Raw genomic sequence first — 21,569 nt, 5'->3', positions numbered from 1 at the left:
TGTGCTTACAGTGCGTCCGGACCGCGCTCGCCGGTGCGGACCCGTACGGCGGTCTCGACCGGCACGCTCCACACCTTGCCGTCTCCGATCTTGCCGGTTCGGGCGGCCTTGACGACGACGTCGATGAGCTGTTCGGCGTCCTCGTCCTCGACGAGGACCTCGATGCGGATCTTGGGGACCAGGTCGACGGTGTACTCGGCGCCCCGGTAGACCTCGGTGTGGCCGCGCTGGCGGCCGTAGCCGCTGGCCTCGGTGACGGTGAGGCCGTGGACGCCGAACGCCTGGAGGGCCTCCTTGATCTCGTCGAGCCTGTGCGGCTTCACGACCGCGGTGATGAGCTTCATGCGTCCACCTTCTTGTTCTCCGTGACGGCCGGGGCGGGGGCGGCGGTGGAGCGCGAGGACGCGCCGCCGCCGGCTCCGCTGAAGTCGTACGCGGTCTCGGCGTGCTCGACCTGGTCGATGCCGGAGACCTCGTCGTCCTCGCTGACCCGCATCCCCATCGTCTTGTCGATGATCAGGGCGAGGATCGCGGAGGCGATCAGAGAGTAGGCGAGGACCGCGAAGACACCGATGGCCTGCTTGCCGAGCTGGTCGAGGCCGCCGCCGTAGAAGAGGCCCTTGACGTCGGACTGGACGCCGCCGGTGGCGAAGAGGCCGACGAGGAGGGAGCCGATGACACCGCCGACGAGGTGGACGCCGATGACGTCGAGGGAGTCGTCGTAGCCGAACTTGTACTTGAGGCCGACGGCCATGGCGCAGACGAGGCCGGCGATGGCACCGACGGCGATCGCGCCGAGCGGGCTGACGGCGCCGCCGGCCGGGGTGATGGCGACGAGGCCGGCGACCGCGCCGGAGGCGGCGCCGAGGGTGGTGAAGGCGCCGTGGCGGATCTTCTCGTACGCGAGCCAGGCGAGCATGGCGGCGGCGGTGGCGACCTGGGTGTTGACGAACATCACGGCGCCCACGCCGTCGTCGTTGCCGAGCCAGGAGCCGGCGTTGAAGCCGAACCAGCCGAACCAGAGGAGACCGGCGCCGAGCATGACCAGGGGGAGGCTGTGCGGGCGCATCGGGTCCTTCTTGAAGCCGACGCGCTTGCCGATGACCAGGATCACGCCGAGGGCGGCGGCGCCGGCGTTGATGTGGACGGCCGTGCCGCCCGCGAAGTCGATGACGCCCATCTCGAAGAGCCAGCCGCCCGCGCCCCAGACCCAGTGGGCGACGGGGAAGTAGACGACGGTGACCCAGAGGGTGATGAAGAGGGCCCAGGCGGTGAACTTGACGCGGTCCGCGAGGGCGCCGCTGATCAGGGCCGGGGTGAGGATCGCGAACATCAGCTGGAAGACGGCGAAGACGTACACCGGGATGGTGTAGCCGTCCCACAGCTCGGTGACGCCGATGCCGCTGAGGCCGACGTAATCGGAGGACCAGCCGACGATCGAGCCGATGTCGGTGCCGAAGGCGAGGCTGAAGCCGAAGAGCACCCACAGGATCGTGACGATCCCCAGGCTGATGAAGCTCATCATCAGCATGTTGAGGGTGGACTTGACGCGGACCATGCCTCCGTAGAAGAAGGCGAGGGCCGGGGTCATCAGCATGACCAGGGCGGAGCAGATGAGCATGAACCCGGTGTTGGCGGCGGACAGCTCGGGGGCGTCTGCTGCCAGGGTCATGATGGCTGGTGCCATCGGCGTCTCCTCGTCGTCGGTACGGCCGTGCGGGGCGGGGCCGGAGAGAGCGGCCGGCCGTGAGGGTGGCCGGTTATGGGCCAGAGATTCGCGCAGCGCGGTTTCCGCCGATGCCGCTCGATGTTTCGGAGCGGTGACGAAGGGGTGGGGCGTGTTACACGGCCGTGAACGCCGGGATCACGGAGAGGTGACGGGCGTACTCTCCCGGCGACGACAGACCGGCCGCGCCGGGACGTCCCTGTGTCCTTGCGGCGGGGGAGCCGAGTCGGGCAGTACGGGACGTCCGGCGCGGCCGGAGTACGGGGGGCGCGGGGCCGGGGTCAGACCGCTTCGGCGGTCTCGGGCAGCAGCTCGGTGAGCCGGTCGGTGAGCTGGACGACCTCGGCGACGTCGCTGTAGTTGCGGGCGGCGTGGTCGACGGTCTTGCGGAGCCGGGTGTTGACCCGCTCGGAGCGGATGCTCCTGGCCACGCCGAGGGCCTTCCCCGCCAGGACGACGGACTGCTCGGGCTCGCGCTTGAGGAGGTGGACGGTGGCCATGCCGATGAGGTTGAGCGCGTACGACCGCTGGTGGTCGGGGTCCTTCTCGAAGAGTCGCACGGCCCGCTCCATGACGGGCTCGGCGAGCGAGGCGTAGGTCGGGGAGCGCCCGGCGACGTAGGCGAGGTCGCGGTAGGAGTGGGAGTTCTCGCCGTTGAGCTCGGCCTCGGAGAAGAAGCCGATCCAGTCGGGCTCGGGCTCGCCGTCGAGGCCGACGTCCGCGAAGGTGTCCTCGGCCATCCGGACGGCCCGCTTGCACTTGGAGGGCTGGCCCATGTTGGCGTAGGCGCGGGCCTCCATCGCATACAGCATGGCCTGGGTGCGCGGGGTGGCGCAGTCTCGACTGCCGTACTGGGCGAGGTGGATGAGTTCGAGGGCGTCGTCGGGCCGGCCGAGGTGGATCATCTGACGGCTCATCGAGGAGAGGATGTACGAGCCGAGGGGCTTGTCGCCGGCTTCCTTGGCGGCGTGCAGGGCGAGGACGAAGTACTTCTGGGCGGTGGGCTGGAGGCCCACGTCGTAGCTCATCCACCCGGCGAGTTCGGCGAGTTCGGCGGCGCAGGTGAAGAGGCGCTTGGCGGTGGCCGCGGGCTGGGGCTCCTGGAGGAGGTCGGTGACCTCGTGGAGCTGGCCGACGACGGCCTTGCGGCGCAGTCCGCCGCCGCACTGGGCGTCCCACTTGCGGAACATGGCGGTGGTGGACTCCAGGAGGTCGAGTTCGACCTCGGAGAGCCGGTTGGGGCGGCGGATGTCGGCGAGGGCGTCGGGCCGCTCGATGTCGCCGCCGGGGGTCGGCACGAGCCAGCGCTGCATCGGTTCGATGAGGGCGGGTCCCGCGGCGAGCGACAGGGAGGAGCCGAGGAAGCCCCGGCGGGCGAGCATGAGGTCGCTGCGGGAGAACTCGCTGAGCAGGGCGACGGTCTGGGGGCCGGCCCAGGGCAGGTCGACTCCGGAGACGGAGGGCGACTGGTGGGCGGTGCGCAGGCCGAGGTCCTCGACGGCGACGACGGAGCCGAAGCGCTCGGAGAACAGCTCGGAGAGGATGCGGGGGATGGGCTCGCGCGGCTGCTCGCCGTCGAGCCAGCGGCGCACCCGCGAGGTGTCGGTGGAGATGTGGTGCGCGCCCATCTGGCGTGCCCTGCGGTTCACCTGCCGGGCGAGTTCGCCCTTCGACCAGCCGCTGCGCACGAACCACGAGCCCAGCTGCTCGTTCGGGCGCTTGCCGGCAGTCGTGCCCTCTGTGCCGTTGCCGCCCACTGGAACGCCCCCATCCACCTGATTGCCTGTCCTGCGAACCCCTATCAGAATGCCGCCTCTTGCGGCACCCGTCCGGCGTTCGCTCTCCTTCGAACTGGAAACCGGGTTGCCTCCGGCATACCCGCGTGCGCAAGCGCCCCCTGGTTTCGAGTACCGAAAGTAATCCTACGATCACCCGTCTACGAGGGCGATTCAAGAAACGCCACCATTCGCCACCCCATCGAATGAACTCGACGCCCGTCGAACGCGATTCACTTGACAGGCGACGAACCGGAGTCGGCGGACGGATGCGCGGAGAGGCGCGCGCTCCGACCCGCACCACCCTTCGCACGACCGCGCCACACATCGCGCGACGGACCGTGACGAAAGGTGACGACGGTGCTCCGGCTCGTAACCACCGGCGCGCTCGACCCGTTGGAGGGGGCATGGGTTTCACGATCGGCGGCATTCGTGAGATGCGGTCCGGCGCACGCCGCCGCGTACGCACCACGGAGTGCACAGCGGTGGCCGAGTACACCGGCCTGTGGGGCTGGGACGTCGTTCCCGGCGCGCGGGCCGTCTCCGGCCAGTGCTCCTGCGGTGATCCGGCGTGTACGGCCCCGGGCGCGCACCCTCTCTCCTTCGCGGAGCCGGTCCCGGCGGGCGCCGGCCTCGACGACGCGGCCAAGGCGTGGTCGGAGTACCCGGGCGCCGCACTGATGCTGCCGGTGGGCAGGACCTTCGACGTGATCGAGGTCGCCGAGGCGGCGGGCCGCCGGGCGCTCGTCCGTCTCGAGCGCATGGGGCTTCCGCTGGGCCCGGTGTGCGCGACGCCGACCGGGCGGGCCCGGTTCTTCGTGGCGCCGGGGGCGGCGGCGGAGCTTCCGCGGCTGCTGTACCGGATGGGCTGGGACGACGCCGATCTGGACCTGCACGGTCTGGGGCCGGGGAGCCACATCACCGCTCCCCCGTCGGATCTGGGCGGGCTCGGTCCGGTGCGCTGGCTGAGGCCTCCGACGCTGGACACGGCGGGCGCGCCGCCGCAGGCGCGTCTGCTGCTCGGCACCCTGGCGTACATCTGCCACCGCACCCACTTCTAGGCGGTGCCAGACGCCGCGAGCCCGGCCTGATCGGCAAGACACCCCCTGGCGCCACCCGAACACACAAGAGGGCCCCCGCCGATGCACGGCGGGGGCCCTCACGCGTGCGCGTGGACCGTGGGTCAGTCGCCGATCAGGGCGTCGACGAAGGCGCCCGGCTCGAACGGGGCCAGGTCGTCGGGGCCCTCGCCCAGACCGACCAGCTTGACCGGGACGCCGAGCTCGCGCTGGACGGCGACGACGATGCCGCCCTTGGCGGTGCCGTCGAGCTTGGTGAGCACGATGCCGGTGATGTCGACGACCTCGGCGAAGACACGGGCCTGGATCAGACCGTTCTGGCCGGTGGTGGCGTCGAGGACGAGGAGGATCTCGTCGAGCGGGCCGTGCTTCTCGACGACGCGCTTGACCTTGCCGAGCTCGTCCATGAGGCCGGTCTTGGTGTGGAGCCGGCCGGCGGTGTCGATGAGGACGACGTCGGCGCCCTCCGCGATGCCCTCCTTGACGGCGTCGTAGGCGATCGACGCCGGGTCGCCGCCCTCCGGGCCGCGGACGGTCCGGGCGCCGACGCGCTCGCCCCAGGTCTGCAGCTGGTCGGCGGCGGCGGCGCGGAAGGTGTCGGCGGCGCCGAGGACGACGGACTTGCCGTCGGCGACGAGGACGCGGGCCAGCTTGCCGGTGGTGGTGGTCTTGCCGGTGCCGTTGACGCCGACGACCATGACCACGCCCGGGACGTCCGTGGGGCTCTCGGTGTGCACGGTGCGGTCGAGGTCGGGCCCGAGGAGGGCGACGAGCTCCTCGCGGAGCAGACCGCGCAGTTCCTCCGGGGTGCGGGTGCCGAGCACGCGGACGCGCTCGCGCAGTCGCTCGACGAGCTCCTGGGTGGGGGCGACGCCGACGTCGGCGGTGAGGAGGGTCTCCTCGATCTCCTCCCACGTGTCCTCGTCGAGGTGCTCGCGGGACAGGAGCGTGAGCAGCCCCTTGCCGAGCGAGTTCTGCGAGCGGGCGAGCCGGGCGCGGAGCCGTACGAGACGGCCGGCGGTGGGCTCCGGGATCTCGATCTCGGGGGCCGCCGGTTCGGCGACGACGGGGTCCTCGACGGCGGCCGGCGTCTCGACGGCCTCCTCGGCGGGGAGAGTGACCTCCTCGACCGTGCGGCGTGGTTCCTCCCGGGGGGTCTCCGCCTCGTCGCCGACGTGCGGCTCGGCGGGCGGAGCGGTGATGGTCGGGGTGGTGGACGGCGGCTCCGCCGGCGGCAGCCGCTTCTTCTTGCGGCTGCCGATCACGAGCCCGCTGGTCACACCCACCACGACGACGGCGATGACGACGGCAAGGATGAGGATTTCGATTCCCATAACCCCACCAGTATCGGCCACGAAGCGGCCGGAGACGGAGCACGTACGCTGGGTGGGTCCCCCCCACATGTGTACGGAGTACCCCCATGCCCCACGACGCCTCCGAAGCCGCAGGCGCGACGCACGACGGCGCCATGGAGACCCGCGGTCTCGAACCCGTCCCCGACGCCGAGCGGACCGGCCGGGTCCGCGAGCTCTTCCCGACCTGGGTCGCCGCCAACATCAGTGTGCTGTTGCTCACGATGGGCGCCGGTCTGATCGTCTTCAACGGCCTGAACTTCTGGCAGGTCCTGGCCGTGGCGATCGCCGCGCCCGTCCTCTCGTACGGGATCGTCGGCCTGATCTCGATCGCGGGCAAGCGGGGCGGGGCGCCGGGGATGGCGCTGTCGCGTGCCGTGTTCGGTCAGCGCGGAAACCTCTTCCCGGGTGCGCTGATCTGGGTGGCCCGCTGGGGCTGGGAGACCATCAACGCGGTGACCGGCGCGTACGCCGTGCTGACCGTCCTCGACCTGCTCTTCGGAGTGAAGTCGAACACGCTCCTCATCGTGGTGACGCTGCTGCTCTTCGTCACCTGCACCTTCCTGGTCTCGGGTCTCGGCATCAACGCGCTGCGGGTGTGCAGCAAGTGGTCCACGTACCTCTTCGGTGCCTTCTCGGTGCTCGTCCTGGCCTATCTGGTGGCGAACACGGACTGGTCGGCGGTCTTCGACAAGCCGGCCGGTTCGACGGCGATGATGGTCGCGGGCATCGGCACGATCGCGGCCGGCGGCATCAGCTGGGTCCCCTCGGGCCCGGACTTCACCCGCTATCTGCCGCGCACGGCCTCCTCGAAGGCGATGGTGGGCTCGACGGTCGGCGGCGCCGGGATCGTCGTCCTGCCGATGGTGCTGATGGGCGCGGTGATGGCGGTGTCGACGCCGGACCTGGCCTCGGCGCAGGACCCGGTCTCGTTCATCGGTGAGCTGCTGCCGATGTGGATCTCGGTGCCGTACCTGGTGATCGCCCTGATCGGGATGCTGCTCATCAACTCGATGTCGATGTACTCGGCCGGGTTCACGGCGCAGACCCTGGGCATCAAGGTGTCGCGGGCGGCGGCGGTCAGTGTGAACGCGGTGATCAGCCTGGTCTTCGGTTTCCTCCTGATGGTGGTGGCGACCAGCTTCATCGGCTCGTTCATCTCCTTCCTGACGTTGCTCGCGGTGGCGTTCTCGGCGTGGATCGGGGTCTTCGGCGTGGACATGCTGCGGCGCCGGTCGTACGACGCGGTGGCACTCATGGACACCACCCGGACCAGCGCCTACTGGTACCGGGGCGGTTTCGCCTGGCAGGCGATGACGGCCTGGGCCGTGGCGCTGCTCGCGGGCCTGCTGTTCACGAAGGTCGACTGGTTCGCCGGTCCGCTCGCCTCGTCCTGGATCGGCGAGAACGGTCTGGGCTGGGCGGCGACGATCGTGGTCGCGGGCGTGCTCTACGCCGTGCTGCCGCGCACCCCCGAGAAGGCTCCGGCGGCGGCCGCCGAGGTGCGCGAGACCGTTTCCATCTGACGCTACGTCAGATAACGTCCCCCTTCGCCGGCATCCCACCCGCGGAGGGGGACTTCCCATGCCCTTCACAGTCGTACGGTTCAACCTCGTCGATCCCCGCGCGACCCCGGAGTCCCTCTCGGAGCGCTACCGGGCCGCCCTCGCCATGGCCGCGTACGCCGACACCCACGGGGTCGACACGGTCCAGACCGAGGAGCACCACGGGGTCGCGAACAACTGGCTGCCCTCCCCCTTCGCCTTCGCCGGCGCGGTCTTCGGCGCGACGGAACGGATCGCCGTGACGGTGTCGGCGATCATCGGGCCGCTGCACGATCCGCTGCGGCTCGCGGAGGACATCGCGGTCCTCGACCTGCTGAGCGGGGGCCGTCTGGTGACGGTGGCGGGGATCGGCTACCGGCCGGAGGAGTACGAGGAGCGCGGGGTCGACTGGGGCCGGCGCGGCAAGCTCCAGGACCTGCTCCTCGAGACCCTCCTGACGGCCTGGACCGGCGAGCCGTTCACGTACCGGGGGCGTACGGTACGGGTCACCCCGCGGCCCTTCACCCGGCCGCATCCGCTGCTGCTCGTGGGCGGTTCGTCGCGGGCGGCGGCGCGGCGGGCGGCCCGGCTCGGGCTGCCGTTCTTCCCGAGCGCGCACCTGCCGGACCTGGAGACGTACTACCGGGAGCGGTGCGCCGAGTACGGCACGGAGGGGTGGACGATGATGCCGGCCGAGGAGACCCCGCTGCTGCACCTGTCGGAGGATCCGGACCGGACCTGGGCGGAGCACGGGGAGCACTTCCTGCACGAGGCGCGGACGTACGCGTCGTGGCAGTCGAAGGACATCCGCTCGGCGGTGCGGTCGACGGCGACGACGGTGGCGGAGCTCCGGGCGGAGGGGGTGTACCGGATCGTCACTCCCGAGGAGTGCCTGGCCCTCGGCCTGGAGAGCCTCGTGCTGCATCCGCTGTGCGGCGGGATGCCGGTCGAGGAGGGGTGGCGAAGCCTGCGGCTGTTCTGCGACGGTGTGCTTCCGGGACTCGACACCCCCTGATGCCTGCGGGAACGGCGTACTGCCCCGGCTCGGGGCACAGGGCCTCGGGCCGGGGCAGTTCCGTGGGTGAGGAGCGGGGCAGCGGGGGTTTAGCCCATCTCCTCCAACGCCTTGCCCTTGGTCTCCTTGACGTACCTGAGCACGAAGGGGATCGAGAGCACGGCGAAGATCGTGTAGATGACGTACGTGCCGGAGAGGTTCCAGTCCGCGAGGGACGGGAAGCTCGCGGTGATGGCCCAGTTGGCGATCCACTGGGCGGAGGCGGCGACGCCGAGGGCCGCGGCGCGGATCCGGTTGGGGAACATCTCGCCGAGGAAGACCCAGACCACCACGCCCCACGAGAGGGCGAAGAAGAGCACGAACACATGGGCGGCGACGAGCGCCACGACGCCCTGGGTCTCGGGCAGCTTGCCGTCGACGAGGTCGGCGGAGAAGGCCCAGGCCTCGAAGGCGAGGGCGACGGCCATGCCGATGGAGCCGACGAGCGCGAGCGGCTTGCGGCCCACGCGGTCGACCAGGACCATCGCGATCACGGTGCCGACGATGTTGATGATCGACGTGGTGAACGAGTAGAAGAACGAGCTCGACGGGTCGATGCCGACGGACTGCCAGAGGGTCGCGGAGTAGTAGAACGCGACGTTGATGCCGACGAGCTGCTGGAAGACCGAGAGTCCGATGCCGACCCAGACGATGGGCAGCAGCTTGAAGCGGCCGCCGGCCACGAGCAGGTCCTTGAAGGTGGACTTGTGCTCGCTGCGCATGGCCCGGTCGATCTCGGCGACGCGGAGGTCGAGGTCGACGGTGTGGCCCTCGACCTCGGCGAGGACCGCCTTGGCGCGGTCGACCTTGCCGACGGAGATGAGGAAGCGCGGCGACTCGGGGATGGCGAAGGAGAGCATGCCGTAGAGCAGGGCGGGGACGACCATCACGCCGAGCATCCACTGCCAGGCCTCCAGGCCGCCGATCTCGCCGCGCTGGTCGCCGTCGGCGAGCTGGAGGATGCCGTAGTTGACCAGCTGGGAGATGGCGATGCCGATGACGATGGCGGCCTGCTGGAAGGAGCCGAGGCGGCCGCGGTAGGCGGCGGGGGCGACCTCGGCGATGTACGCGGGGCCGATCACCGAGGCCATGCCGATGGCGAAGCCGCCGACGACCCGCCAGAGCGCCAGGTCCCAGAGGGCGAAGGGCAGCGCGGAGCCCACGGCGCTGACCGCGAAGAGCACCGCGGAGATCTGCATGCAGCGGATGCGGCCGATGCGGTCGGCGATCCGGCCGGCGGTGGCGGCGCCGATGGCGCAGCCGATCAGGGCGATCGCGATGACCTGGGCGAGGGTGCCGGAGCCGATGTCGTAGCGGTGGCGGATCGCCTCGACGGCGCCGTTGATGACGGAGCTGTCGTATCCGAAGAGGAATCCGCCCATCGCGGCCGAGGCCGTGATGAAGATGACGTGGCCGAGGTGGTCCGGGTGGGCGGCTCGGCCTTCGGAAGGCGGCGGCGTGGGCGCCTGCGCGGTGTTGGTCACATGGACTCCTCGGTGGGGGGAAGCCCTTCCAGTGGCGCACAACTTCACGCCGCCCACCACGTGAAGGTAAAAGCAACGTTGCAGAGACTATGCCTTCAAGTTTCGAAGTCAATAGTCGATGTCGTGTGACTTTTAGAGCACAGCTCACCCATCAGAGTTCAACACTTGAACGAATGCTTTAGCGGAGCCGCTGGCTGATGACCTTCGAGACGCCGTCACCCTGCATGGATACGCCGTACAGCGCGTCCGCGACCTCCATCGTCCGCTTCTGGTGCGTGATCACGATCAGCTGCGAGGACTCCTGGAGCTCCCGCATGATCCCGATCAGCCGCTGGAGGTTGGTGTCGTCGAGCGCCGCCTCCACCTCGTCCATCACGTAGAACGGGCTGGGCCGCGCCTTGAAGATCGAGACGAGCAGCGCCACGGCCGTGAGCGAGCGCTCGCCGCCCGAGAGCAGCGAGAGCCGCTTGACCCGCTTGCCCGGAGGGCGGGCCTCCACGTCGACGCCGGTGGTGAGCATGTTGTCCGGGTCGGTGAGGACGAGCCGGCCCTCGCCGCCCGGGAAGAGCCGCGAGAAGACACCCTCGAACTCACGGGCCGTGTCCCGGTACGCCTCGGTGAAGACCTGCTCGACCCGCAGGTCGACCTCCTTCACGACCTGAAGCAGGTCGGTCCTGGTCTTCTTCAGGTCCTCCAGCTGCTCCGAGAGGAACTGGTGCCGCTCCTCCAGGGCCGCGAACTCCTCCAGTGCCAGGGGATTGACCTTGCCGAGCTGGTGGTACGCCCGTTCGGCGGCCTTGAGCCGCTTCTCCTGCTCCGAACGGACGAAGGGGCGCGACCGGGCCGCCTCATCGCCGTCCTGCTCCTCCCCCTCGACCGCGGGCGGCGGCGGCACGGGCTGGTCCGGGCCGTACTCGGCGACCAGGTCGGTCGCCTCCACGCCGAACTCCTCCAGGGCCTTCGCCTCCAGCTGCTCGATCCGCAGCCGCTTCTCGGCGCCCAGCACCTCGCCCCGGTGGACGGAGTCGGTCAGCTTGTCGAGCTCGGCCTTGAGCTCCCGGCCCCACGTCCGGGCGGCTGTCAGGCCCTCCTCCCGGTCGGCGCGGGCCGTCTGGGCCGCCGCCCGCTCCCGCTCGGCGCGGTCGAGCGAGACCTCGACGTGGGCCAGGAGCGCCCGGGCGCCGGCGGCGACCGCGCCCGCGACCCGCTCCTCGTGGCGCAGCCGGGCCCTGCGCTGCTCGGCACGCGCGCGTGCCTCCCGTTCGGCCCGTGCGGCCCGGTCGAGCGAGTCGGCCCGCCCGGCGAGCCCTTTGACCCGCTCCTCGTGCGTACGGACCTGGAGCCGCGCCTCCATCTCGGCCTGGCGCGCGTGGGAGCCGTCGATCGCGAGCCGGTCACGCGTGGCGGTGTCGGGTTCCTCGCTGCCGTCGTCCCCGAGGTCGGCGGCCTCCTGGGCGACCAGGAGCCGTTCGGCGAGCTCCTCCGCCTCCTCGGTCGCCTTCTCCAGGGCCTCCTGGGCGCGGGCGGCCGCCGCCACGGTCCGCTCGGCCTCCCCCGCCGCTCCCCTGGCCTGCCCGGCGAGCCGCCCGAGCTCCTTGGCGACGGCGGACTTCTCGCGCTCGGCGGTACGGCGGCGGGCGTCGAGTTCCTCGACGAGCGCGGCGGCGGTGCGGCGTCGCTCGTCGGCCTCGCGCTGGGCCGTCGCCGACTCCTCGCAGCGTACGGCCAGTTCTTCGAGTTCGGCGGCGGCCTCGGCCACCGAGGCCTGCACTTCGAGGAGGCTGGGGGCTCCCGCGGAGCCCCCTTGCGCGAAGTGCGCCCCGAGCAGGTCGCCCTCGGCCGTGACGGCGGTCAGCGCGGGCCGGGACCTGACCAGTTCCGCGGCCTCGTCCAGGTCTCCGACGACCACGACCCGGGCGAGCAACCGACGTACGGCGGCCATGAGTTCGGGGGGGCCGTGCACGAGGTCGGCGGCGTACGGACGGCCCTCGGCGGCCGGAACGGGGTCCGGTTCCGGGGCTCCGGTCAGGACCAGGGAGACACGGCCCGCGTCCTGCTTGCGCAGCAGCCGGAGGGCCTCGGCGGCCGCGGACGGCCCGGTGGCCGCGACCGCGTCGGCGGCGGCGCCGAGTGCGGCGGCGACGGGGATCTCGTATCCCGGGGTGACGGTGAGGAGTTCGGCCGCCGGGCCGAGGAGTCCGCCGAGTCCCGCGGCGAGCAGTGCGCCCGTGCCGTCCTTGCGGCGCAGACCGAGGGCGAGGGTCTCGTGCCGGGCCCGGGTCGCGGCACGGCGGCGTTCGGCGGCGCCGGCGGCCTCGCGGGCGGCGCTCAACTCGGCTTCCGCATCGGCCAGTTCACGGCGGGCGGCCTCATGGCGCTCGGCGTCCTCGGTGTCCGCCGCGTCGAGTCCCTCGACCTCCACCCGGAGCTGCTCGTACTCCTCCTGGGCGGTGGCCGCCCGCTCGACCGCCTCGTCCCGGGCGGCGGCGAGGCGGTCGATCTCGGCCTGGGCGGAGGCGGCGCGCGAGCGGGCCGCGTTGACCTGGCCGTGGAGGCGGGCGAGGCCCTCGCGCCGGTCGGCGAGGGCGCGGGCCACGTCCTTGAGGCGTCGTTCCTCGGCGGCCAGCGCCTGTTCGAGCTCGGTACGGCGGGCGACGGCGTCCTCAAGGGCCCGTTCGGCCGCTTCCAGGGCGGCCGCCAGCTCCGCCTCCTGTTCGCGGACGCGGGCCGCCTCCCGCTCCAGGTCCTCAGGGTCGCGGCCGCGGCGCTCCTCGGGGGGCGCCGCGGTGGCGCTCTTCACGCGCGCGTCGGCGAGGGAGACGGTGCCCCGGACGCGTTCGGCGAGCTGGGAAAGGGCGTACCAGTTCTGCTGGGCCCGCTCCAGGCGCGGCACGAGGGCGCGGGCCTCCGCTTCGAGCTCCGCCTCGCGGGCGAGGGCGGCGCGCAGCGCGGTCTCGGTGGCCTCCTTGCGGGCGAGCAGGGCCGCTTCGTCGGCGACCTCGGCGGTGAGGGCCCGCTGGAGGTGGACGAGGTCGTCGGCGAGGAGGCGGAGCCGTGCGTCGCGGAGGTCGGACTGGATGACGACGGCGCGGCGGGCCACGGCGGCCTGTCGGCCGAGGGGCTTGAGCTGCCGGCGGAGTTCGTCGGTGAGGTCCTGCACGCGCGCGAGGTTGGCCTGCATCGCGTCGAGCTTCCGCAGCGCCTTCTCCTTGCGCTTGCGGTGCTTGAGGACGCCGGCCGCCTCCTCGATGAAGGCGCGGCGGCCCATCGGGTCGGCGTGCAGCACGGAGTCGAGCTGTCCCTGGCCGACGATGACGTGCATCTCGCGTCCGATGCCGGAGTCGGAGAGCAGATCCTGGAAGTCGAGCAGCCGGCAGGTGTCACCATTGATCTGGTACTCGCTGCTGCCGCCGCGGAACATGATCCGGGTGAGGGTGACCTCGGCGTAGTCGATGGGCAGCGCGCCGTCGGAGTTGTCGATGGTGAGCGAGACCTCGGCGCGGCCGAGCGGCGGGCGCCCGCTCGTGCCGGCGAAGATGACGTCCTCCATCTTGCCGCCGCGCAGCGACTTGGCGCCCTGCTCGCCCATGACCCAGGAGAGGGCGTCCACGACATTGGACTTGCCCGATCCGTTGGGGCCCACGACACAGGTGATTCCCGGCTCGAACCGCAGGGTGGTGGCCGAGGCGAACGACTTGAATCCGCGGAGGGTCAGGGCCTTGAGGTGCACCCCTTGGACTCTACCGGGGCCCGTGCGTTTCACCCGCGAAGGTGCAGGGCAGATCCTCGGATGAGAAGAGGGGGGACGAGGGGGAAACAGTGGGTGAAGCGGTGGGGGGAAAGAGAGAAGGGACGCCGAAGCGCCCCTTGCATGTCCAGCTGTACCGACGTGGATGTCCAGTCGGCCGTGCCGGCGTGAGTGTTTCCCACCTGGCCCCTCGGGGCTGGGTTGTCAGGTGAGCGCAGGCTCCGCCTGGGGTACGTCGAGGTCGATGCTGTTCAGCAACGATTCTCCCTGGTGATGAGCGGCGGCAGCGGCGAGCGAGTCGTTCTCGGACTGGATCCGTACCAGCTCGGATTCGAGGTCCTGGACGCGCTGCTGAAGCCGTCGCATCTCGGCGAGGAGTCGCGGGTCGGAGCCGCCGACGTAACCGAGAAGCGCCTTTGCCATGATGGATGGTCCTCCACAATGAGTGACCGACCGAAGCGGTTGGGTCGTGAGGGATTCGCACCCGCGGTGCTCGGCAGTACTGCTTGTCGTGCCGGTTCCACTGCCAAACAGCTAAGGTGCGCGGGGCTTCCAGAGTCTCACCAAAAAGTTTGACGGTCAACACGATCACGCCCCGTTCGAAGGGGCGACCGAGGAGTCCAGGGCCGCCCCATGGGCGGCGGGGCCTCGCAGACTCGGTGCCTCAGGGCGTCGCGATCATCCTTACCGGGCAGCCTTCCACGACGGGCGCTTCTTGGCAACCACCAGGGACTTTCCCCCGTCAGACCCCTGTTACCGCGCGTCCGCCCGGCGCCCCTCTCGGTCACCGGACGGGGCACCGGCGCGGAGGGCTCAGCGGATGGCGAAGGTGTCGTAGCCGCCGCGCGGCGTGGCCCAGATCTCAGTGACTCCGTCCACGCGCCCGGGTGTGTCGGCCGAGCGGAGCCAGGCCAGCAGACGGTGGCAATTCTCACGCGACCCTTCGGCCACGACCTGCACACGGCCGTCATCGAGGTTCAGGGCGAAGCCGACCAGGCCGCCGATCTCCAAAGCGTTTGCCCTGGTGAACCAGCGGAAGCCCACTCCCTGTACCCGGCCGCGCACCCAGGCGGTCATCCGTACATCATCACTCATGACTGCACGCTAGCGGGCGGATTGCCAGATCAGCACGTTGCACCGGTCGCCCATGGACTACAGTCCCGACCGAACACGCCTCACCCGTTCGGGCGCGCACTGTTCGACTGACGGTCCTCAACGGTGCCGACAGCAAAGATCAGCAAAGCCCAGCAGAACCAGCAGAGGAAGGCAGAGCAGATGGGACGCCACCGTCGCGCCGGAGCCGCACCCGCCGCAGAAGACTACGCGGCCGGTACGGACCACCAGCACCGGGGTGCCCGCCGCAAGCGGCTCGGCACACCCGTGCGCACCGGCCTGCTCGGCGCCTCCGCCGCGGTCGCGATCGGCGCCATCGCCGTCGCCTCCGGCCTGCTGCCCGGCGGGGACACGTTCACGGTCGGCAGCGCCGGCACGAGCGAGCCGCCGAGCCAGTCCCGGCAGGCCCCGGAACTGACGACCCAGGGCGGGGCCACCCAGACCCCGGCGGGCGAGTCCGGCACGCGTACGGGATCGGGCAGCGGCAGGACGGCCTCGCCGTCGGCCACCCCGTCCACGAAGCCGAGCCCGAAGGCGACACCGAAGGCGACCCCCAAGGCCACGCCGACGAAGCCGGCGGCTCCCAAGCCCACGAAGCCGGCCCCGAAGCCCACGAAGACCGCGAAGCCCGCGCCCACGACGCCGAGGATCACGGCCGCGCCCTCCACCAAGGCCCCCGCGCCGAAGCCCGCCCCGACGACCGAGGCACCGGTCGAGAAGACCCGGGCCCCCTCCACCGCCGACCGGGGCGAGGCCGCCGAGGCCGAGGTCCTGCGTCTGGTCAACGTCGAGCGTTCCCAGGTGGGCTGCACCCCGGTGAACACGGACGCGCGGCTCGCCGCCCTTGCCGGGGCGTTCAGCGCGGACATGGCGTCCCGGGGCTTCTTCGACCACACGGACCCGGACGGGGCCACACCGTGGGTGCGCGCGCAGAACGCGGGCATCTCAGGCCTGGGCGGCGAGAACATCGCCCGCGGCCAGGCGGACGCGGCGGCCGTGATGGAGTCCTGGATGAACAGCGACGGCCACCGCGCCAACATCCTGAACTGCGACTTCACGACCATCGGCGTCGGCGTCCACTTCGGCGACGGCGGCCCCTGGTGGACGCAGAACTTCGGCTACTGAGCCCGGGGCTGAGCACTGTCTTTCCGATAGCGCATGCCGAGGGACAGCGCCCCCGTGGTGGTGAGCGCTGCGCCGGAGTACGGTGGAAGGCATGACTGACGACCTCGCCTACGACGTCTTCGCGCGGGCCTGCCCCTCGCGCGGGACGCTCGAGCATGTGACGGGCCGCTGGGGGAGCCTGACGCTGGGCGCGCTGCACGAGGGCTCGTTCCGCTTCAACGAGTTGCGGCGACGGGTCGACGGCGTGAGCGAGAAGATGCTCTCGCAGACCCTTCACGCCCTGGAGCGCGACGGCCTCGTCCATCGCGAGGCGCAGCCCACCAACCCGCCGCGGGTCGACTATCGGCTCACCCCGCTCGGCCGTGAGATTGCGGAGCGGCTGATCGGTCTGATCGAGCTGGTGGAGGGGCGGATGCCCCAGGTCGAGGCGGCCCGGGAGAGCTACGACGCGGAGCGCGCGGCCCCCGTCTCCGTCTGAGGCACCGACGCTCGCTACGCCGTCACGCGCGGCGGGCGCTGGCAGCGGGGGCAGAAGTAGCTGGAGCGGTTCATCCAGGCCCGCCGTCTCATCGGCGTACCGCAGCGGCGGCAGGGCTCGTCCTCGCGCCCGTAGGCGTCGAGGGAGCGGTCGAAGTAGCCGGATTCGCCGTTGACGTTGACGTACAGACTGTCGAAGCTGGTGCCGCCGACGGCGAGCGCCGCGTTCATCACGTCCCTGATGTGCCCGAGGAGCTCGGCCGAGCGCGGGCGCGTCAGGGTGGCGGTCGGCCGGTCGTAGTGCAGCCGGGCGCGCCAGAGCGCCTCGTCGGCGTAGATGTTGCCGACGCCGCTGATCAGCGACTGGTCGAGGAGCGCCCGCTTGACGGTCGTACGGCGCAGACGCAGCGCGCTCTGGAAGACGGCGTCGTCGAACTCGGGATCCAGCGGGTCACGGGCGATGTGCCCGATGACGTCGGGCAGCCCGTCGGGGGTCTGGTCGTGGAGCGAGAGCCCGCCGAAGGTGCGCTGGTCCACGAAGCGGAGCTCGGTGCCGGCGGAGTCGGCGAAGCGGATCCGGATCCGCAGGTGCTTCTCGTCGGCGGCGTCCTCGGGCTGCACGAGCAGCTGCCCGCTCATGCCGAGGTGTCCGAGGACGGAGGTCCCGGTGTCGGCCAGCGGCAGCCAGAGGTACTTGCCGCGTCGCCGCGCCACCTCGAACCGCTGCCCCTTCAGCCGGGCCGCGAAGTCCTCGCCGCCCGCCGGATGACGCCGTACGGCCCTCGGGTGCAGCACCTCGACCTCGGCCACGGTCCGCCCGGCGACCCAGCGCTCCAGACCGCGCCGTACGACCTCGACCTCGGGCAGCTCGGGCACGGGACTCCTCCGGACGGACGTCTTCGACAGCGCTTCAACCCTACCGGGGGCCATGAGCCGGAAAAGCGAGAACCCCGCCCTGGGGCGGGGTTCTCGGGAAGCGGTGGGTGCGGCCGTCAGGCCGACGCCCGGTGGACGGTCGGAGAGGGGTCGGCGACCTCTCCCGTTCCCGACTCGGCCGCGGCCTTCGCCGCCGCCGCGCGTTCGTCCGCGGCCGCGCGAATCGCGCGCCACGCGGACTCCGCCGCCTGCTGTTCCGCTTCCTTCTTGCTGCGGCCGGTGCCGGTGCCGTACGAGACACCACCGACGCGGGCGGCAGCAGTGAAGGTCTTCTCGTGGTCGGGGCCCTCTTCCGAGACGAGGTACTCCGGCACACCCAGACCCTCGGCCGCGGTGAGTTCCTGGAGACTGGTCTTCCAGTCCAGGCCCGCACCGAGGTTCGAGGACTTCTCGATCAGCGGGTCGAAGAGCCGGTGAACCAGCTCGGACGCCGCGTCGAGGCCCTGGTCGAGATAGACCGCGCCGATCACCGCTTCAAGGGTGTCGGCGAGGATGGACGCCTTGTCCCGGCCCCCCGTGCCCTCTTCGCCCCGGCCGAGCCGGATGAAGGAGCCGAGTTCGAGGTCGCGCCCCACGTCCGCCAGCGCACGCGAGTTGACCACCGCGGCCCGCAGTTTGGCCAGTTGGCCTTCCGGCAGGTCGGGGTGGGTCCGGTACAGCGTGTCCGTGACCACCAGGCCGAGCACGGAGTCCCCGAGGAACTCGAGACGCTCGTTGGTGGGCAGACCGCCGTTCTCGTACGCGAACGAACGGTGGGTCAGCGCACGCACCAGAAGGGCGGACTCGAGCTTGTAGCCGAGCCGCCCTTCCAGAAGCGTGTGGGACGAGGCATGGTCCGTCTTGTCGTCCGTCTTGCGGGACTCAGACATTGCGCCTCTCACCAGCCCAATCAGACCGAGAGGACCTGGCGCTTGTTGTAGGTGCCGCAGCTCGGGCACGCGATGTGCTGCAGCTTCGGCTCCTGGCAACGCTCACACGAAACCAGGGTGGGGACCGCAGCCTTCCACTGCGACCGGCGGTGGCGCGTGTTGCTGCGCGACATCTTCCGCTTCGGAACAGCCACGGCTACTTCTCCTGCTTCTCGGCGGCGCTTCGGACGTCCCCGTCAGAGGCTTTGCCGCTCATGTTGTCCTTCTCATCGGTTCCCAGCGAACCGGCGAGTCCCTGCAATGCCGCCCAACGAGCGTCGACGGCGTCGTGGTGGTGGTCCGGGTTCTCGTTCAGGTTGGCTCCACATTCGGAGCACAGGCCTGCACAGTCCTCCCGGCACACCGGCTGCATCGGCAGTGCGAGCACCACCGCATCACGCAGCACGGGTTCGAGGTCGAACATGCCGTCCTCGAGGGGGATCATGTCCTCGTCTGCCTCGGCTTCGTCGTCCGCGGCCGCCTTGGAGCGGCCCCGGTCGTCGGAGTCGGGGTACGAGAACATCTCCTGGAAATCCACGTCGAGCTCCAGCTCGACGGGCTCCAGACACCTTACGCACTCCCCCTCGGCCGATGCACGGGCGGTGCCTGTGACAAGCACCCCTTCCATGACCGACTCAAGACGGAGATCGATTTCCACCGGAGCGCCCTCGGGCACTCCGATCACTCCTTCGACGCCCAGGGCCGTGGGGGCCTCGATCGAACGCGAGATCCGCTGGAGGGCACCAGGACGCCGCCCCAGCTCGTGCGTGTCGAACACGAGGGGGTTGCGGTGGTCGAGGCGCGTGCTCAGGGCTCTTCCTGCTTTCGATTCGTTCTGCGTCGTGGGGAGGCTGCCTGACGTGGGCAGCAAGGATCGCGGGCATACGCGCGACCGAAGAGCCAGGATACTGGACGCTTCGCTCAGGGCCCAATCCGGCCCTTGGGACCCCTACTGTCCCTGTTCGTACCTGCGCAGCTGCTCCAGGTCGATCATGCTCGTGTCGAAGAAGCTGGTCTCGTCGAGCGCGGCGCCCTGCTGAGGCTGGCCGGGCTGCTGGACGGGCTGCTGGTACGCGTACGGGTCCTGCTGCTGGTAGCCGTACGGGTCGGCCTGCTGCGGCTGCTGGTACGCGGCATAGGGGTCGGGCTGCTGCTGGACCTGCTGGTAGGCGGCGTACGGGTCGGGCTGCTGCTGGACCTGCTGGTACGCCGCGTACGGGTCGGGCTGGTGCTGGGGCTGCTGCTGGGCCGGGATCTGCACCGGCTCGGGGTCGGACAGCTCCGCGAGGCCCGCGAGGTAGTCGGCGTCGCTGGTGTGCACGGAACCGCCGAGACCGTCCTGCGCGGCCATGTGCTCACCGAGGGCGTCGGAGGCGATCCGGCCGTGCAGCTTCTGCCGGCCGCGCCCGACGGCCTCCAGGGTCTTGCTGAGCACGGCCTCGAAGGCGCCGAGCTTGGCGTCGACGTACTCGTCGGCCCGGCTGATCAGGGTCGCCGGGTCGGAGCTGTACTCCGGGGCGTCCGGGTCCGCGTAGCCGTCCTGGTCGAGGCCGGGACCGCGGCCGAGGAGCTTCTCGCGGCCCCGGTCGACGGAGCCGATCGTCTTGTTGAGGACGACCTCGAAGTTGGCGAGCTTGGAGTCGACGTAGTCGTCGGCCTCCGCGCGGACCTCCTCCGCCTCCCGGCGGGCCTCGGAGAGGATCCGGTCGGCCTCCTCCTGGGACTCCCGGGCCACCTGGGTGTCGGAGACGATCGAGCCCCGCTCGGCGTGGGCGGCCTCGATGATCCGCTCGGCTTCCTGGCGGGCCTGCTCGACCAGCTGCTCGCGGCCGCCGATCAGCTCCTGGGCCTGGGCGAGAGACCCCGGCAGGGCCCCCCGTACCTCTTCGAGCAGGGCGAGCAGCTCGGCCCGGTTGACCACGCAGGATGCCGACATGGGCATGGAACGGGCGCCCTGCACGGTCGCGACGATCTCGTCGAGCTTCTTCTGTACGTCCACCGGGTGCTCGCCACTCTCTACAGCTGGATGGAGACGGACGGGACGACTGTAAGGGCAGTCGGTGCCCGTACGACACCAGGTGACGGAGTGTCAGCAGCGATGGCCGGGCGTCACTTCCGCGCCAGGCGCTCGGTCAGCCGGGGAAGGACCGTCGGGGGGACCAGGTGGGAGACGTCGCCGCCCCAGGCGGCCACCTCCTTGACCAGCGAGGAGGAGAGGAAGCTGTACGTCGGGTTGGTGGGGACGAACAGGGTCTCCACGCCCGTGAGGCCGTTGTTCATCTGGGCCATCTGCAGCTCGTAGTCGAAGTCGCTGACCGCGCGGAGTCCCTTGACGATGGCGGGGATGTCTCGCTGCTTGCAGAAGTCGACGAGTAGCCCGTGGAAGGACTCCACCTCGACGTTGCCGAAGTCGGCGGTCACCTCGCGGATCAGCTCGATCCGCTCGTCGACGGTGAACAGGCCCTTCTTCGACTGGTTGATCATCACCGCGACGTGTACGACGTCGTACAGCTTGGAGGCTCGGGCGATGATGTCGAGGTGTCCGTTGGTGATGGGGTCGAATGACCCCGGACAGACGGCGCGGCGCAACTTGGGTCCCTCGCTCTCCGGTCCGGTCATCGTGCGTCTTCGCACGTAGAGGCGGCGCGACCGTACCAAAACGTTCCCTCGCCGTAACGACGGGCCCGCATAGGTTCGAAACCGGCCGGCCAGCCGAATTCTCCGCCTCTGGTGCTGCGCTCCACGGTGACGAGGGCATCGTCGCTCAGCCAGCCCCCTGAGCGCAGTGTGAGGAGTATCTCGCGAAGATCCTCGTCCCCCACGGCGTACGGCGGATCGAGAAAGACCAGGTCGTACGGGTCGGCCGGCGCCGGTCCCGTCACGATCTGCTCCGCTTTGCCGGTACGGAGTTCGGCGCCGGGCAGGCCGATCGACCGGATGTTGTCCCGGATCGTCTTCGCTGCGCGCGGGTCCGCCTCCACGAGCAGGGCGTGGGTGGCGCCACGGGAGAGCGCCTCGAGGCCGACGGCGCCGGAGCCCGCGTACAGGTCGGCGACGCGCGACCCGGCGAGGCCGTGGAACGCCTCCCAGGTGGAGAAGAGGCCCTCGCGCGCCCGGTCGGAGGTGGGGCGGGTGCCGTTGCCTGGCGGCACAGCCAGGCGGCGCCCGCCTGCCGTGCCGGCGATCACGCGGGTCATCGATGTCCTCGTTCTTCATAACCTATGGCGTGTGCAATAGCTTATGGCGCT

20 protein-coding genes are annotated in these 21,569 nt (G+C 70.9%); 5 read left to right on the top strand and 15 right to left on the bottom strand.

The window, feature by feature from the left end; genetic code table 11:
- Positions 1-5 precede the first annotated feature (5 nt).
- The 3 genes from ACZ4VK_RS30835 to nsdA form a co-directional block, all read right to left on the bottom strand.
- A complete protein-coding gene (locus tag ACZ4VK_RS30835) occupies positions 6-344 on the bottom strand; it encodes a P-II family nitrogen regulator (protein ID WP_015036464.1) in 339 nt (112 codons plus the stop codon).
- On the bottom strand, positions 341-1,687 hold the full coding sequence (locus tag ACZ4VK_RS30830; RefSeq protein ID WP_468359221.1) for an ammonium transporter: 1,347 nt from the start codon (positions 1,685-1,687) through the stop codon (positions 341-343). The genes ACZ4VK_RS30835 and ACZ4VK_RS30830 overlap by 4 nt, the downstream gene beginning before the upstream one ends.
- Before the next feature lie 320 nt (positions 1,688-2,007).
- Entirely contained in the window at positions 2,008-3,483 is a 1,476-nt protein-coding gene (gene nsdA / locus ACZ4VK_RS30825; RefSeq protein WP_468359218.1) for a transcriptional repressor NsdA, read from the bottom strand.
- Between the two features lie 425 nt (positions 3,484-3,908).
- Here nsdA and ACZ4VK_RS30820 point away from each other — a divergent pair, with 425 nt between their 5' ends.
- Positions 3,909-4,562: a bifunctional DNA primase/polymerase gene (locus tag ACZ4VK_RS30820; RefSeq protein ID WP_468359215.1), complete on the top strand. Its 654-nt coding sequence runs from the start codon at positions 3,909-3,911 to the stop codon at positions 4,560-4,562.
- Positions 4,563-4,684: 122 nt separating this feature from the next.
- On the opposite strand, the gene ftsY is transcribed toward ACZ4VK_RS30820, so the two are convergent.
- On the bottom strand, positions 4,685-5,908 hold the full coding sequence (ftsY, locus tag ACZ4VK_RS30815) for a signal recognition particle-docking protein FtsY (protein ID WP_468359521.1): 1,224 nt from the start codon (positions 5,906-5,908) through the stop codon (positions 4,685-4,687).
- A 92-nt stretch (positions 5,909-6,000) separates the two neighbouring features.
- Between ftsY and ACZ4VK_RS30810 the strand changes: the two genes are divergently transcribed.
- Positions 6,001-7,458: a cytosine permease gene (locus ACZ4VK_RS30810; RefSeq protein ID WP_468359213.1), complete on the top strand. Its 1,458-nt coding sequence runs from the start codon at positions 6,001-6,003 to the stop codon at positions 7,456-7,458.
- Positions 7,459-7,516: 58 nt separating this feature from the next.
- A complete protein-coding gene (locus tag ACZ4VK_RS30805) occupies positions 7,517-8,491 on the top strand; it encodes an LLM class flavin-dependent oxidoreductase (RefSeq protein ID WP_468359210.1) in 975 nt (324 codons plus the stop codon).
- A gap of 89 nt (positions 8,492-8,580) precedes the next feature.
- On the opposite strand, the gene ACZ4VK_RS30800 is transcribed toward ACZ4VK_RS30805, so the two are convergent.
- The 4 genes from ACZ4VK_RS30800 to ACZ4VK_RS30785 form a co-directional block, all read right to left on the bottom strand.
- Positions 8,581-10,014, bottom strand: a complete 1,434-nt coding sequence (locus ACZ4VK_RS30800) for a sugar porter family MFS transporter (RefSeq protein WP_468359207.1) — start codon at positions 10,012-10,014, stop codon at positions 8,581-8,583.
- Positions 10,015-10,192: 178 nt separating this feature from the next.
- Entirely contained in the window at positions 10,193-13,744 is a 3,552-nt protein-coding gene (smc, locus tag ACZ4VK_RS30795; RefSeq protein WP_468359204.1) for a chromosome segregation protein SMC, read from the bottom strand.
- 222 nt (positions 13,745-13,966) lie between these two features.
- Entirely contained in the window at positions 13,967-14,185 is a 219-nt protein-coding gene (locus ACZ4VK_RS30790) for a hypothetical protein (protein WP_030206333.1), read from the bottom strand.
- A 390-nt stretch (positions 14,186-14,575) separates the two neighbouring features.
- The gene (locus tag ACZ4VK_RS30785; RefSeq protein WP_468359201.1) at positions 14,576-14,857 is read right to left on the bottom strand and encodes an acylphosphatase; all 282 of its coding nucleotides are present in this window, start codon (positions 14,855-14,857) and stop codon (positions 14,576-14,578) included.
- Between the two features lie 180 nt (positions 14,858-15,037).
- Here ACZ4VK_RS30785 and ACZ4VK_RS30780 point away from each other — a divergent pair, with 180 nt between their 5' ends.
- Both ACZ4VK_RS30780 and ACZ4VK_RS30775 read left to right on the top strand, forming a co-directional pair.
- Entirely contained in the window at positions 15,038-16,000 is a 963-nt protein-coding gene (locus tag ACZ4VK_RS30780; RefSeq protein ID WP_468359198.1) for a CAP domain-containing protein, read from the top strand.
- A gap of 91 nt (positions 16,001-16,091) precedes the next feature.
- Positions 16,092-16,478, top strand: a complete 387-nt coding sequence (locus ACZ4VK_RS30775; protein WP_468359196.1) for a winged helix-turn-helix transcriptional regulator — start codon at positions 16,092-16,094, stop codon at positions 16,476-16,478.
- A gap of 14 nt (positions 16,479-16,492) precedes the next feature.
- On the opposite strand, the gene mutM is transcribed toward ACZ4VK_RS30775, so the two are convergent.
- The 7 genes from mutM to rsmD all read right to left on the bottom strand — a co-directional run bounded on the left by mutM (position 16,493) and on the right by rsmD (position 21,518).
- Entirely contained in the window at positions 16,493-17,353 is an 861-nt protein-coding gene (mutM, locus tag ACZ4VK_RS30770; protein WP_468359193.1) for a bifunctional DNA-formamidopyrimidine glycosylase/DNA-(apurinic or apyrimidinic site) lyase, read from the bottom strand.
- A 116-nt stretch (positions 17,354-17,469) separates the two neighbouring features.
- Positions 17,470-18,282 carry a ribonuclease III gene (gene rnc, locus ACZ4VK_RS30765; RefSeq protein WP_468359190.1) on the bottom strand — a complete coding sequence of 271 codons (813 nt, stop codon included), beginning with the start codon at positions 18,280-18,282 and terminating at the stop codon, positions 17,470-17,472.
- Between the two features lie 20 nt (positions 18,283-18,302).
- Positions 18,303-18,476, bottom strand: a complete 174-nt coding sequence (rpmF, locus tag ACZ4VK_RS30760) for a 50S ribosomal protein L32 (RefSeq protein ID WP_015036448.1) — start codon at positions 18,474-18,476, stop codon at positions 18,303-18,305.
- 2 nt (positions 18,477-18,478) lie between these two features.
- Entirely contained in the window at positions 18,479-19,099 is a 621-nt protein-coding gene (locus tag ACZ4VK_RS30755; RefSeq protein ID WP_468359187.1) for a YceD family protein, read from the bottom strand.
- Between the two features lie 171 nt (positions 19,100-19,270).
- Positions 19,271-20,320 carry a cell division initiation protein gene (locus tag ACZ4VK_RS30750; protein WP_468359184.1) on the bottom strand — a complete coding sequence of 350 codons (1,050 nt, stop codon included), beginning with the start codon at positions 20,318-20,320 and terminating at the stop codon, positions 19,271-19,273.
- A gap of 110 nt (positions 20,321-20,430) precedes the next feature.
- Positions 20,431-20,910: a pantetheine-phosphate adenylyltransferase gene (gene coaD / locus ACZ4VK_RS30745; RefSeq protein WP_181399519.1), complete on the bottom strand. Its 480-nt coding sequence runs from the start codon at positions 20,908-20,910 to the stop codon at positions 20,431-20,433.
- A gap of 26 nt (positions 20,911-20,936) precedes the next feature.
- Entirely contained in the window at positions 20,937-21,518 is a 582-nt protein-coding gene (rsmD, locus tag ACZ4VK_RS30740; RefSeq protein WP_468359181.1) for a 16S rRNA (guanine(966)-N(2))-methyltransferase RsmD, read from the bottom strand.
- Positions 21,519-21,569: the final 51 nt, after the last annotated feature.

The sequence above is a fragment of the Streptomyces sp. NPDC028711 genome, from assembly GCF_055565415.1.
Note: the sequence above shows the minus strand (reverse complement) of the source record. Positions and strands in the feature narration are given on the sequence as shown.

Bases quoted from the DNA above. Each gene is read 5' to 3' on its own strand.
- ACZ4VK_RS30835 (WP_015036464.1), bottom strand. From the start codon at position 344: ATGAAGCTCATCACCGCGGTCGTGAAGCCGCACAGGCTCGACGAGATC.
- ACZ4VK_RS30830 (WP_468359221.1), bottom strand. From the start codon at position 1,687: ATGGCACCAGCCATCATGACCCTGGCAGCAGACGCCCCCGAGCTGTCC.
- ACZ4VK_RS30820 (WP_468359215.1), top strand. From the start codon at position 3,909: ATGGGTTTCACGATCGGCGGCATTCGTGAGATGCGGTCCGGCGCACGC.
- ACZ4VK_RS30810 (WP_468359213.1), top strand. From the start codon at position 6,001: ATGCCCCACGACGCCTCCGAAGCCGCAGGCGCGACGCACGACGGCGCC.
- ACZ4VK_RS30805 (WP_468359210.1), top strand. From the start codon at position 7,517: ATGCCCTTCACAGTCGTACGGTTCAACCTCGTCGATCCCCGCGCGACC.
- ACZ4VK_RS30790 (WP_030206333.1), bottom strand. From the start codon at position 14,185: ATGGCAAAGGCGCTTCTCGGTTACGTCGGCGGCTCCGACCCGCGACTC.
- ACZ4VK_RS30785 (WP_468359201.1), bottom strand. From the start codon at position 14,857: ATGAGTGATGATGTACGGATGACCGCCTGGGTGCGCGGCCGGGTACAG.
- ACZ4VK_RS30780 (WP_468359198.1), top strand. From the start codon at position 15,038: ATGGGACGCCACCGTCGCGCCGGAGCCGCACCCGCCGCAGAAGACTAC.
- ACZ4VK_RS30775 (WP_468359196.1), top strand. From the start codon at position 16,092: ATGACTGACGACCTCGCCTACGACGTCTTCGCGCGGGCCTGCCCCTCG.
- rnc (WP_468359190.1), bottom strand. From the start codon at position 18,282: ATGTCTGAGTCCCGCAAGACGGACGACAAGACGGACCATGCCTCGTCC.
- rsmD (WP_468359181.1), bottom strand. From the start codon at position 21,518: ATGACCCGCGTGATCGCCGGCACGGCAGGCGGGCGCCGCCTGGCTGTG.